The sequence below is a fragment of the Hyphomonas sp. UBA4505 genome, assembly GCF_002388685.1.
Lineage (GTDB): Bacteria > Pseudomonadota > Alphaproteobacteria > Caulobacterales > Hyphomonadaceae > Hyphomonas.
Map to the genome: position 1 here is coordinate 73,235 of NZ_DGMZ01000002.1, position 13,358 is coordinate 86,592.

A 13,358-nucleotide genomic window follows, 5' to 3' on the forward strand; every position below is an offset into this window, starting at 1 on the left:
CCCAGAGGGTCAGCCGCCTGCTGCCCGTTTCGCGTTCTTCATATTGATCAGCCGGTTCACATTGCCCAACGAGGCCAGCACAAGATAGGCTGCGCGCAGAAATCCGCCACGATGGAGCTGTTGTAGCGCCTCCCCTTCCAGGGCGGCCAGCTTTTCTTCGTTCAGTGTAAAGAGGTCAGGCACCTTGTATTCGGTATGGTCATCAAGTTTGACGTCCAGTGATACAGGCTCGATCAAGCCAGCCTGCTCGAAAGCTGCAAACATGGGCGCGGTCATATCTGCGCCGACCGTAATCACGCGCAAGACCTGGCTGATATGCTGCAAGTATGGTGCATTGCCGCCATGCGCGAGAAAAAGCGGCTCGCCCTCCGTCTTGCTGACGCGCGGATTTTCTAGGTCCACATGGATCACCGGTTCTCGGCGGACCTCGCCATCGACTTCCTGGTTCTGGAAACCGATCATGAACGGGCCGCGCTGATGGATCGCGGGCACATAACGGGCCTGCCAGCGCGCACCATTAAGGAAGAGGTTTTCGCCCTTGTCGAGACCGAGCAGGATCACGCAGTAAAAAGCCCCCTGTTCGTCCTTTCGGAAGAAGATCGGGTATTCGCGCTGAAGCTCGGAAAACTCTGTCGGATAGACCGCTGCCTGATTGACGCTGTCGCCATAGGTCGCGCCAAAGCGGGTGATCACCTTGAGATCCGGATGATCGATATTGTTCAGAAGTGCCATCTTGGCCATGAGGCGCCTTTCGGTGCTGCTTACGCTCGTTGTGCCGTGCGAGCGCGTTTCCGTCATGATGAAACAATCCTCCCATGCTTACAAGCGGGGGCAAAAAAGGCCGCTGCAAGCAGCGGCCTTTCCTGAATGTTCCAAGTCTCGTTCCAGTCGTCTCCGACTAGAACTTGTAGCGGACGCCAACCTGGTAGCGTGGTGCCAGCTCGTAGACATAGTACACCTGCTCCGGCACGCGGTGGTAGATGCGCTGGTCTTCACCAGTCAGATTGATGCCTTCGAAGGAAACGGCAATCTGCTCATTGATGTCATAGCTGACGTTCAGATCGTACTGACCGTAATCCTCAACATATGTACCAGACCGATCACCGCCTTGGTTCGTGTTGAGAAGGAACGTGTCACGCCAGTTATAAGCAAGACGTGCAGAGAAGCCGTACTTCTCGTAGATCGCAGTCAGGTTGGCCGTGTCGGACAGGCCGACAAGGGCAAACTGATTGTCGTTGATGCTAGCGGCAGGGTTCAGTTCCACATCGCCGTTCACCAGTGTGTAGTTCGCCTGGAAACCGAAGCCAGTCTCGCCGAAGAAGTGTTGCCAAGCAAACTCCATCCCGTCGATATTGCCTTCGCGATTGTTGACTGGTTGGTTGACACCAAACACGGCCAATGGATCGCTGCCATTGGACGCGACATCATACTGGCCAAGAATTTGGTCCACATAGCTCTGCGGCAATGCTCCGCCGACGAGTTGTGATTCAAACTCTGCACGGGCCGCAGCGGTATCTCCGCCATTTGCGTCAATCAGGGCTGTCAGCGTAAAGAGGTTCGCTTCAGACTGGTCAACGCCGAGCGCATTGATGATAGCCAGCGCATCACCGGAACGTGAGCCAGAAGCTCCTGAAGCCGGATCGCGAAGACCGAACAGATTGCGTTCGACAACACCGTTACCGATGAAGTTCTTCACCTTCTTGTCGAAGTAGCCAGCCGACACATAGCTCGTGTCGCCATAGTACCATTCAAGCGAAATATCGAAGTTTGTGGACTTGAGCGGCAAGAGACCAGGGTTCTGGGAATCACCGGTCAGCGATCCACCAAAGGCCGTCGGACGGTTTGGTGCATTCGCGGTCGTTGAAGCAAACAAGCTGCTGTAGCCAGCCCGGCCGATCGTCTTGCTGAACGAAGTCCGCGCAACCAGATTTTCCGTAAGGTCGATCTGGAAGTCGGCGTTCGGCAAGACTTCTTCATAGGCGCCTTTGCCCGACAGGTCCTGCTGGGCGCCAGACTGGACGATGAGGAAATCGTTGTCCGACTGCCACAAGATGCCCGATGGGATCGACTGAACGGTTGTCGACTTCACGTTGGTGTCTTCATAACGGACACCGATATTTGTGCGCGTCGGAAGCCCCATGAAGTCGCGCTCGATATTGAACTGAGCGTAGAAAGACAGAATTTCTTCCTGCACAGTATCATCGGACTCAGAGATGTTTACCCCGTTGCCAGCATACGCCGCTTCGAGGATCGGGTAGAGCTGAGTCGCGTCGACGCGGAACGCCGTGTCAGCCTGACCAACGGCCACATCGTCAAACAGGCAGGAAAGGCAGTAGGTCTGCATCACGCCTGGCGCGAACTGTTCGACATCACCCGGATTGGAAATCCCCCATGAACCGAGATCCTGCTGGGTGGTGCGGGTAGTACGATCCATCTGGCTGTCGCGGAAATTGCTGCCGACAGTCAAACTTGTGCGGTCATCGAAGTCCCACACGAAGCGAAGATCGAATTCGTCGATCTCGTGCTGCATGTTGGAAGAGTTCGAACGCTGCACCTGCGTACCAAGATCACCCGCATCCAGGACACCATTGCCGTTTCCACGAACGGAATCGTCAATCGTGTAGGACTGGATCGGCGTGCCACCTCGGAAATCAACTGAATGCTGGAGGATGACCGGCGCGCCCATGGTCACGAAAGTCGCCGTGTGGCCGAGCGGGTTGTTACCACCTGATTCAGACTTCGAACTATGCGCATCGAAGATCAGCGTTCCACGCTCAGAGAACTCCCAATCGGCATTAAAGCCGAAAGAGTTCAATTCATCCTTCGTGGCACGATTGGTTTGCTCGAAACCGATATCTTTCGAACCGTTATTGTTTTCCTGCATGAACACGGCGGTCGCAACAGGGCCATCATTGTCGAAAATGATCTGGTCCAACGGCGTGGCAAACCAGTTGGTTTGCTCATAGCGCAGTTCGTCCGACTCGTTCATCGCGTAGGTGTAGTCACCTGTCAGAGTGAGGTTATCGATTGGACGGAACTGAAGAACCAATTGGCCGTTCAAACGCTCGCGAGAAATATCCGAGAAGTCGTAGCGACTATCCTGCGGGATAGCATAAAGCTGGCCAGCAGCTGGTGGATTGGTGATTTGGGTAGAACCATCACCACGCGTATAGCTGCCATCAATTGTGCCGTCTGCGGATTCACGGACGATCCAGTCATTGACTTGCTGTGATGGCGCGCCGGAATCGCGCTTTGAATAGGATCCGAAAATGCCGATGCCGAAACGATCCGATGGGTCGGTCCAGCTTGCAAGACCAGACAATTCTGGCGTGAAGTCATCGCCGGCTTCCACGCTCGTGTCATTGATCGCCTTGGCTGAGAATGACGCATTCAGGCCTGGATCGTCGAAAGGTGTCCGTGTTTTGAGGTTGACCGTCGCACCAATACCGCCCGATGGCAGGATAGCCTGGCCGGTCTTGTAGACTTCAAGACCGCTGACACCTTCAGAAGCAAGGTTTGAGAAGTCGAACGCGCGATCTCCGCCAGCGCCGTAATTGCCGCGCGTACCGATGGCGCGAATTTTGGCGGTTGGCATGGTCCGGCCATTCAGCGTGACCAGGTTGAACCCTGGGCCAAAGCCACGAACGGTGATTTCGGAGCCTTCGCCGTTGACCCGGTTGATGGACACACCCGTGATGCGCTGAAGCGATTCCGCGAGGTTTGTGTCCGGGAACTTGCCGATGTCTTCGGCCGAAATGGCGTCAACAACACCATTGGAGCTGCGCTTGATGTCCATGGCGCGCTCGAGCGATCCGCGGATGCCCTGTACGACCACAGTTTCCTGCGTCAGTGTCTCTTCATTCGCGTCTTGCGCCTGCGCTGCCAATGGCAGGGCTGACAGCAGCGACACCGCGGACGCACTGCACAGCAGCGTTCCCCATTTTACTTTCCGTGCGGAATCCGCACGGACCTTGTCCGTGGAAACAGTCATTACAATCCTCCCTGAGACAGGCCACTCACGACGGTGGTGCCGGTCTTCAATGCTTGTCTCGGTCAGGCGGACTGCCCCTGCAATCCACCTACCCGACAGTCAATGCATCACCAAATGTTTGCGCTATCAAGCCTTTCATGACGAAAATTTTGGATTGGTGTCACTCAGCACGTACCCGATGAAACCGATTTCACCGCTCTTGCAACAATTTTCTCCCCGTAGCTATTGGGACTTTCGCAATCCCGCGCAGGATTGAGCAATCGCGGTAGAAAATTTTTCAAAGACCGATTTTTCCGGATTTATGACAAGGTTGGCAAAAAGGCCACACTCTCGAACCCCAAACCCTGCGGGAATGAGGAATCGTAAACCTGCTGAGCAACTCCCCTCCTCTACGCGCTCCATCTCCAAAATTTATTGTGCGGACTCGATCAAGACGCCTCATTCACTGTGGCTCCACATTCGGTCGAGCCTTCCGGATCAAGTTGCACGCCTCATTCGGCACCGTCTTCGAGCGCCGAGAACTTCAGATGGATCAAGACACGTATGACCCACCCTGCCCCTGTTGACTTGCTCATCCGAAATGCATGGATCGTCACGATGGATGCGACGCGGCGAATTTATCGAAATGGCGCAATCGCGATCGTCGGAAACCGCATTCACAGCGTCGGTCAGGACAGCGAAATATCCGGCTCGGTCAGCGCTCGTGAGACGCTGGACGGCAATGGATTCGTCATCACGCCTGGATTCGTGAATTGCCACGTCCACATCACCGGCGAACCGCTGACCCGGGGAATCGTGCCAGACAATACCGACTGGGCTGAAAACGTCTTCGGATGGCTGATTCCGATGTACATGACCCAAACTCCTGCCGACGAACGCCTGTCGGCTCAGTTTGCGGCCCTTGAAATGCTCCGCACCGGCACCACGACTTTCATCGAGGCCGGCACGATCCTGAACCTCGAAGCTGTTGCGGATGGCCTTGCCGAGATCGGCATCCGCGGACGGATTGGTCAATGGCTACAGGACCGCGCCTTTGCACCCGACGACGATCAGACGGCGCTGACTGATTCCGCGCTGTCGCGCATGGACGACCAGTCCAACGCCTACCCGCAAACAGAGGATGCACTGATTTCGGCTTGGCCGCTCCTGGTGGGACACAATACAGCAACCGACGAATTATGGCGCGGCGCATCGGATCTTGCCCGCACGAAGGGCTTGGGTGTGAGCGCCCATATGAGCGCCGATCCGGCAGATCCTGAATATTACCTCGAGACAGCCGGAAAGCGCGCAATCGCCCATCTGGCAGACCTCGACGCGCTCGGCCCGCACCTGTCCCTGACCCACGCGGTGCATCTGGACCAGAACGAAGTCGACCTGCTGGCATCGAGCGGCACGCATGTCACGCACTGCCCGATGACCGCCATGAAAGGCGGGTACGGGGCAAGCTCTGCCGGCCTGTTCCCCGAAATGGCCGCCGCCGGCGTGAATATCCAGCTGGGCACGGATGGCAACAATAATGGCAATACCAGCGATATCATGCGCGCCATGTTTGCCATGGCAGGCCTGTTCAAGGATGCGCGCCGCGACGCAAGCCTGTTCTCGGCCTATAGCGTGCTGGAAGCGGCCACGATCAATGGCGCAAAAGGCGCGCAGATGGCCGACCAGATCGGGTCACTGGAACCTGGCAAGAAGGCCGACTTCGTACTGCATGATCGCAACCGGCCGGAATGGGTTCCGCTTTTCAACCCGGTCAACCAGCTTATCTATTCCGCCGATGGCCGCGGCGTTCACAGTGTCTGGGTAGATGGGCGGCGCGTGGTCGAGAACTACCGCTCCACACTGATCGACGAAGACCGGTTGCTTGCCGAGGTTCAGGCCGCCGGAATGGCGCTGGTCTCACGTGAAGGCCGCAGTGTGCCGTCAGAATGGCCGGTCCTCTGAGGAAGGCCCGAGACGACACAATCTGGAAATTCGGAGAAAGTGGTGGGCGGTAACGGGCTCGAACCGCTGACCCTCTCGGTGTAAACGACGCACTTTTTCTTATTTTACATGGAGTTCTCTGTAAACCGCATCAGGTTTTCCGTATTAAAAACAAGGCTCGTTGGCACCACGTGTAAACCGCAAATGTCATCACTCTGGCATCGGAACTAGGCGCTTGTCGTCATGTCTTCCTCGCTTGCCCAATCGGACTGGTCCACCCGTAAAGTTAGAGTTGGCGGTTTCTGAAATGCCTGGCTCTGGTGGCCCAGTCGTGGTGCTAAAATACAGCAGCGATGAAGTGCTTGGCTCTGGTAGTCCGGCCTTGGTGTTAAAATCCAGCAGCGATTTTGGCCTTGCCAGCATGGCACAGGCCGACGTTGCGGGCAAACTCGGCAGGAGATTGCCCATTGTGAGCCGTATGAGGTCTCCTCTCACTGTAGTCCATTCTCGACGTCTCAAGTAGCTGTATTGCTACGGTCAAGGAAACGAACCCGTTGGCGTTCATCCCGGAGCGATCCATTAAAGGAGTTCATGTGCACGCCATCTGCCGAGGTACTGGGCCACGAGAAATCCATTTTGACTTGTTTAGATACGTACAAGAGCCCAAGATTTGATCGGTAAGCGCGTCACCATTGTAAGATAGCCAAAGCTCTTGCCGGATCACTTTCGTCAGATCCCGTCAATGGTTGAGCTTTATCAACGTCTCTTTTCTATCGATTGAATTCAAACAATAGAGGTTGCTCCAGCCCCTTCTTTATCCGCATACTGATTCTGTCAAGCAACACCTTCACTGAATGCGCGGATGAGTTGGCTGAGCGCTCCCTCGGCTTCAGCGAAGCACGAGCCCGGTTCGCCCCGCTCATGATATTCGCTAATGACTGCCAGGCAGATAGCTGCTAGCTCTCTGGCTAATCCATTCGCGCCTGCGGATGCTTCGAGGCTTTTGCGAAAATCATTTGTCAATCGATTAGCAGCCGCGCCGACCTTGCGGGATTCGACGTTCGGACGCGCGAGCAACAATTCGCGCCTCCGAAGATGCCAGCCTTTCTGAACGAGAGACAAGGACGGCTTACCAAGTTCGGCGGCAACGAACCCGTCGATCAGATTGGCAAGCAAAGTGCATACAGCCAAGACTGCTACGTCATTGCGGAAACCATTCTCAAGCATCCTTGTTTGCGCAGTATAAAGGCCCAAAAGAATATCGACGGCGGCAGATGAGAGCCTCCCCACAGGCACGTCAGCTTTGTCATCGCCTACCGCATTTCTCGCCAATGCCGCGACAACAGTCACTCGCCCGGACCCGATTGAAGTTTTCTGCACAAGAACAATAGCCTACATTTCCCCCAAGAGAGCCGGCCTCAAAGCGGCAAGACCAATCGAGTGCGCAATAACTCATACTTCGGACCGCTTGATCAGAAGCAGAGCCAGCCAAGGCGAGGACTCTTATACTGGAGCCTATTTAGGGAGCACATACCGCCACGATGTTCTGAGACGTTTCGGACAGTCCATCGATGCGCGCTTGCCGGTCCGGTATTTCTGCCGACTCAACAAGCTCGTCAATGGACTCTTGTCCTTGTTCTTCAGCGCCTGTTGTTAAGCACTCACAAAAATCCTGACTTTCCTCCTCACTCAAACCGTCTGCAACAGAAACCGTTACGCAGACGCGCTGTAAATCATCTCGGCTCTCTGCTTGCGCGCTCGCATAAGACAGGGCCGCAAAACCAAAGGCAATCAAAGCAAACCGTTTCAACATTTTACTACTCCCCTTTTATTAGACTTGGTTCGAATAGAATTCCTGAGCCAATTGCAGCATATACATTTTGGTATTGTCGTTTCGCATTAACGATACACCGCACTCACTTTTTATCCGGCTCCTGAATGAAATTCATGACGAGTTTTTCAAATCTTGCCGCATGTTCAATTTGCGCCCAGTGCCCGCACTCTCCAAAGACATGCAACTGAGACCTCTTGATCAACTGCGACAGCCGCAGGCCATTTTCCAGCGGCACAACGAGGTCTTCACGCCCATGAATAATCAGAACCTCATGAGGAATTTTCTGGATATCGCGTTCATCACTTGCCAAGTGCTCTAGCCATCTCCCCCGAGGCGCAGGAAACATCGCTGAGAATGACTCCTGAAAACCCGGACGAATGCTTGCTTTGTACCGTAGTTCAGCAAGCTCATCCGTTACCAAACTTCGATCATATGCAAAGATATCCAGCAAACGGCGCATATTTTCAATGGATGGAGAATACCCCCAAACCTGGTCAAGTCCCTCACTCAGCCCCAACGCCAAACCCGCGCTTCCCATCAGAACAATGCGCCGAACTCTATCCGGGTGTCGAATGGCCATCGCAAGAGAAATCGCACCCCCGAAGGAATTGCCTACGAGATCGGTCCGTTCAATATCAAGAGCATCCATCAACCCAACAACCTGATCGAGCCAACTTTCCATATTATAGTACTCTTTACCCGGACGTTCCGAATATCCGAAGCCGAGCATATCAGGAGCAATTACTCTGGCCACCTCACTAAAATTTGGCATTGCCAATCGCCAGTTTGCCCACGCCGAAACCCCCGGCCCTGATCCGTGAATCAGAAAGAGCGGTTTCCCAGAGCCGAGATCATGATAGTTCGTCTTTACACCGTGAACTTCAATGTTACGTGCGATCTCTGGGTTGGTATCTTCAGATACGCTCTGAATGGCCATGCTAGAATCTCCTAAATGCAGCGTCGGGGGTCGGACGAATTTGGATCAGTTTTGCGGACGCGCCGCTCAAGCTCCTGTGCCCATAAACTTATGTCCCCACATGCTGATGCTGTCATATCGGACGACAGACCAATCTGACTCGATGGGTCGAGCGCCCCATCCATACTCGACAGCAAAGCCGGAAGGCGTGACGCCGTAGAACGAATACATGTGATCATTTGTGTGCCGACCGAGCGTCATCACGATCTCATTCTTCTCTGACACGCGATCATATGCGCGCCCGACATCATCGAACGACCCCACTTCCAGCATAAAGTGATGTAACTTCTTGGAAGCGGGCGCTTGGATTAATGCCAGGCTATGATGGCGCCTGTTGCAATGGAGAAAGTTCACCTGAAGCTTCACGTCCGGATTGACCTGCCAGTCGATGATGTCGGATAGCTCCATCCCCAGTCCACGGATGTAGAAATCCAACGAACGTTCAATATCTTCAACACTCAGGACATAGTGCCCTAGTCCCTGATCCTGAGTTAGAAATCCAGATACACCCGTAGGTGAAATAAACGGCTCTTCGTAGAGCTCGCTGGCACCATAATAGACCTCAATCTTGATCCCTGACGGATCAAGGCAGGATACCAAATCAATCACTCCCCGTTGCGCCAACAGCTTGGAATCGGCCTGCTCGACGGAAATGCCCATTTCCTTTAGTCTTTCAGCGATCTCAAGCATCTCGGCTCGATTCGAAGCTTCGAACCCCGCATACAAAAGATCATCTGCCGCACCTGGATGGACTGCAACCCGCCAATTTCGAGAATCCATTCTCAGAAAGAGAGTGTCATTTCTCGTCCCAGCATCCATTAGCCCTAACGTTCCGGTTGCGTAATCCCGCCACGCATCAATGTTTGATGCAGAAAAACCCAGATATCCCAACTTCTTAACGCTCATTGTCTTCTCCCTGTCTTTTTGATTTTAGTGTGTATCCGTACTTATTGTACTTCACGCGACCGTCTTTGCCGCCAATTTGAAAACGTCTTTCATGCGAATGAGCGGATCACGAATTGATTTCGCATCTACCTGCATCCTCCGTTCAATGATTTTTGATGCGAAAGAAAAATCTGCCGGCTGGTTTATTGAAACAACAGATTGAAGCTCCCCACCATTCAATCGACACACCGTCATTCCGGTCCCTCCGGGATCAACCCGAGTGACGACATCGCCAGGACCAGTGACTTCGCCCATCATCTGTATCCGATGCCCCGCTATCTCCGTCCAAGAAATCGGAACTTGCGGTGCTGGCTCACCCTTTCCGAGCATTGCTCCCGCAGCCACAGCCGCCTGGTTTTGAGAATTCAGATAAGTCTCCAGACTGCGGCGCCCTCCGCTCCTGAGAGGCCAACTTGCGACATCGCCCGCTGCGTACACCGTGTCGCTTGAAGCCATACCAACTGAATTTACAATGATGCCCCTCGCGCACGCCAATCCAGCATGCTCTGCTAAAGCGGTGACCGGCTCCGCACCAACGCTGACGATTGCCAGATCACCAGAAAATCTTCTTCCGTCGCCGCATCGTACTTCCCGGAACGAGGGGTCTAGATCTACATGAGTAATTGAGACGCCCGTGTGGACTTCAACCCCTATGGCCTCCAATTCCTCTCGACACCACGAGCCTATTGTCTTGCCCAGAACACGCAACAAGAGCTCATTGGCAGTCTCAAGGATAATCGCCTTTGCACCCATCTTCTGAATTGTAGTGGCAAGCTCACATCCAATGAGGCCTCCCCCGATGATGATGACTTGTGCCCCAGGGGAGATTGCTCCCTGTAGAGCCACGCAATCGTCAAGTGTCCGCAGTGAGTAAAGTCCCGGCGTCTCGCTATGCGCATCTAGACGCAGAGACCGCGCCCGAGACCCAGTGGCAAAAAGGAGCTTGTCAAACTTGAGGTCCGAGCCAGAGCTCACCTCAATACGCATCGAGGGCAAGTCTATTGTTTCAACGCGAACTCCCAGACATTTCTCGACCCTGAATTCTTCGCTCCAATTACAACCCATTAACAAAGGGGGGGCAGATTTGGTCGCTAAAGCAGACTTGGACAAAGAGGGTCGATCATATGGCTCATACGGCTCGTCGCCAAAGAGGAAAATCTTTCCCTCAAACCCCTGGTCTCTGAGCGACCGACACGCTGTCGCCCCCGCCAGACCCGCACCTATGATCGCGAAACTCTGCATCAATCGTTGACCTTACCAGATTCGAAATCCACGTAGACGTCGTTGCCCTCCACCTTCACGGGATAAACAGTTAAGGCCGCGCAAGCGGGTGGAGCCTTCACTTTTCCCGTCCGCACACAGAATTTTCCCCAGTGAAGCGTACACTCAATGACGCCATTTTCGAGAAAGCCATCCGCTAACGACCAGTCGCCATGTGTGCAGCGGTCCTGAGTCGCGAGGATCTCTCCGTCTAAGTTGAATAGCGCGATAGGTTCGTCGAACAACTCCACCCGCAACGCGTCACCTTCAGGAACTTCGTCTAGGCTGCAAACTTTCTTAAAAGCCATCACGATACCTAGAAAAAGATGCTGAGATTATTAGAGAGAATCGTACTTTGATCGATGTGTATGGTTCTCTTAGCGATCATGAAGCCGAGCTTGTTGTCACTGCGGCGCAGTACATCCATTCGCTCTCCTGCAAAAATATCGACCTGCCGTTCCAGACGATTTCGGTAAAGAATAAATGACGACGTCACATGAACTTCCTGATCATCACTTGCATCGTTAATGATGACGTTCGCTATGATGTGGCGCGTTCGCGAAGCCGGGCTTTCAGACCATCCGACATCCGACATTAATTTCCGCTGCCGCCCACGCATCATCACTAGATCATCATCAAAATGCGCGTACTCACCGTCCTTAGAGTATTCGAGCTTTTGATCGCGCCTCGTGCGATTCGTTCTCAACGGCATAAAGTACCTGATGTCCTTGTCCAGAAGGTCAAACCAATCGTTGAACTCGTGCCGATCAAGCAGAAGAGACTCCTTATAATAGAATTGCTCAACTTCATGCTGCAGCAGCAGAGCGGCAGTGCTTATCTGCGACGCTGATGACTCTGGTCCCACTTTTTCTTTCAGCATAATTATCTCCAATTTGCGCGATTTATGCGCCCGTTATTCGCGAGGGTTAATAGAACTATCGGTTGAGCGCACTTCGCTCTGCCTACGAAACGGGTGATCCGCTCACAGACCTCCCTACTTTGGCCCGAGTGTGTCCCAATCAGGTTCAGTCATCATACGGATCCACTGATGATAGAGTCCGCGAGCGGCTTCTTCATTGTACACATACCCAATACTGCCCGGGTAATGCGGATTATCGGCAGCAGAACGACCTTTTCCCATTTGAATGTTGAGCCGGCGCTTCCTAGCCTGATGCCCTCGCAACACAGCCTGGATTTCGACCCAGTTTTCACCATCGTCTTGCTCGAATACGCCTCCGGCAGAAAACGTTCTTAATGTCTGACGGCGGTACTCTTCCTTGATCTCGTCAGGAGCATCAGCATCTACAACTGTAAATGCCCATATCTCTGTCTCGTTCGGGCCTCTCGGCTGCCAGGTTCGAACGGTGTTGATACCGGGAAGGAATGAGCAGGTTGGGAAAACAGTCATGTGCTGGACCATCAATTGACGCGCACGCTCTGCGCTTCCCAAGCGCCTCTCCGCCCTGGCGGCCGCTTCACCTTCCGTCCAATATTTAGCAATCTTGGGCCCCATGATAGCCACTAGCATACCTGGCTCTCCGACATAGAAACCCGTTCCATGCCCGCCCCACTTCGCCCTGAACTGGTATCCCACCGTCGGAATCTTCGCATCCGAAAGCTCCATACCTTCGGGCAGGCCCGCCTCGATACCGGACAGATGGGATACGGTTCCGGCATGATACATGTCACTACAAAACTGCTCAGCGGCAAACTTCCAGTTGCATGGGATAACCCATTTCTGCATGCCGCTGATAACTTCAGTACCCGCCTCGGTTCGATCGAGCATGTGGTCCATGTAGAATGTCGCGTCGCCAAGATACTCGCGCAGATTTGGCGCGTTTTTATCCCAGTTCGCGAAGATCAAGCCCTTGTAGGTCTCAACCCTTGCCTGGCCCGGCCCCCACTCGGCCTTGTTGAAGTCCTCACAGAATGCCTCAGACTCATATGGTACGTTCACCAAGTTTCCGCCGATGTCGTACGCCCAACCATGATAGCTGCATGTAAACGATTTTGCGTTGCCGCCATCGGTTCGACAGATTCTCATCCCCCTATGCGGGCACTGGTTTAGAAAAACCTTCAAGCTTCTATCTTTTTGACGCACAAGAATGACGGGATCCTCGCCCATATAGGCCGTCAAAAAGTCACCGGCTTTGGGAACATGTGTCTCGTGCCCGAGCATAATCCATGATCGTCCGAAAACGCGTTCCTGTTCCAACTCATACAGATCCTGATCTGAATAAATTCTTGGATCAAGCGTGCCATTCTCTTCGTCAAGCAGAGCCGTTATCTCCTCGACATTCCAAACATTTTTCTTCTCGAACGCCTTTGGTTCGTGCCCGATGTTCAGGCGCGTCTTTGTTTTAGCCGTCGTCATATTTGTAACCTTCCTTGATATCATGAGCCGCCCATGCCTCCATTTTTAATATGAGGCC

The 13,358-nt window shown here is 53.8% G+C and carries 11 protein-coding genes; 1 reads left to right on the forward strand and 10 read right to left on the reverse strand.

Annotated features, from left to right (window positions below; all coding sequences use genetic code 11):
* Nucleotides 1-9 precede the first annotated feature (9 nt).
* Nucleotides 10-798 carry a SapC family protein gene (locus tag B3527_RS01030; RefSeq protein ID WP_290480640.1) on the reverse strand — a complete coding sequence of 263 codons (789 nt, stop codon included), beginning with the start codon at nt 796-798 and terminating at the stop codon, nt 10-12.
* Nucleotides 799-898: 100 nt separating this feature from the next.
* On the reverse strand, nt 899-3,991 hold the full coding sequence (locus B3527_RS01035; RefSeq protein ID WP_290478660.1) for a TonB-dependent receptor: 3,093 nt from the start codon (nt 3,989-3,991) through the stop codon (nt 899-901).
* 543 nt (nt 3,992-4,534) lie between these two features.
* On the opposite strand from B3527_RS01035, the gene B3527_RS01040 reads away from it, so the two are divergent.
* The gene (locus B3527_RS01040) at nt 4,535-5,932 is read left to right on the forward strand and encodes an amidohydrolase family protein (RefSeq protein ID WP_290478659.1); all 1,398 of its coding nucleotides are present in this window, start codon (nt 4,535-4,537) and stop codon (nt 5,930-5,932) included.
* 813 nt (nt 5,933-6,745) lie between these two features.
* Here the strand turns inward: B3527_RS01040 and B3527_RS01045 are convergent.
* From B3527_RS01045 to B3527_RS01080, 8 genes are all read right to left on the reverse strand, one after another.
* Complete coding sequence (locus B3527_RS01045) at nt 6,746-7,102, reverse strand: hypothetical protein (RefSeq protein ID WP_290482136.1); 357 nt, start codon at nt 7,100-7,102, stop codon at nt 6,746-6,748.
* Nucleotides 7,103-7,430: 328 nt separating this feature from the next.
* A complete protein-coding gene (locus B3527_RS01050) occupies nt 7,431-7,724 on the reverse strand; it encodes a hypothetical protein (protein WP_112073758.1) in 294 nt (97 codons plus the stop codon).
* A gap of 103 nt (nt 7,725-7,827) precedes the next feature.
* On the reverse strand, nt 7,828-8,682 hold the full coding sequence (locus tag B3527_RS01055; protein ID WP_112073757.1) for an alpha/beta fold hydrolase: 855 nt from the start codon (nt 8,680-8,682) through the stop codon (nt 7,828-7,830).
* Nucleotides 8,683-8,748: 66 nt separating this feature from the next.
* Entirely contained in the window at nt 8,749-9,627 is an 879-nt protein-coding gene (gene bphC / locus B3527_RS01060; RefSeq protein WP_290478657.1) for a biphenyl-2,3-diol 1,2-dioxygenase, read from the reverse strand.
* Between the two features lie 51 nt (nt 9,628-9,678).
* Entirely contained in the window at nt 9,679-10,908 is a 1,230-nt protein-coding gene (locus tag B3527_RS01065; protein WP_051615014.1) for an NAD(P)/FAD-dependent oxidoreductase, read from the reverse strand.
* Nucleotides 10,908-11,234, reverse strand: coding sequence for a bifunctional 3-phenylpropionate/cinnamic acid dioxygenase ferredoxin subunit (locus B3527_RS01070; protein WP_034738357.1), 327 nt, complete (start codon nt 11,232-11,234; stop codon nt 10,908-10,910). The genes B3527_RS01065 and B3527_RS01070 overlap by 1 nt, the downstream gene beginning before the upstream one ends.
* 8 nt (nt 11,235-11,242) lie before the next feature.
* Nucleotides 11,243-11,806 carry an aromatic-ring-hydroxylating dioxygenase subunit beta gene (locus tag B3527_RS01075; protein WP_045699447.1) on the reverse strand — a complete coding sequence of 188 codons (564 nt, stop codon included), beginning with the start codon at nt 11,804-11,806 and terminating at the stop codon, nt 11,243-11,245.
* 114 nt (nt 11,807-11,920) lie between these two features.
* The gene (locus tag B3527_RS01080) at nt 11,921-13,300 is read right to left on the reverse strand and encodes an aromatic ring-hydroxylating dioxygenase subunit alpha (RefSeq protein ID WP_084146479.1); all 1,380 of its coding nucleotides are present in this window, start codon (nt 13,298-13,300) and stop codon (nt 11,921-11,923) included.
* Between the last annotated feature and the right edge of the window lie 58 nt (nt 13,301-13,358).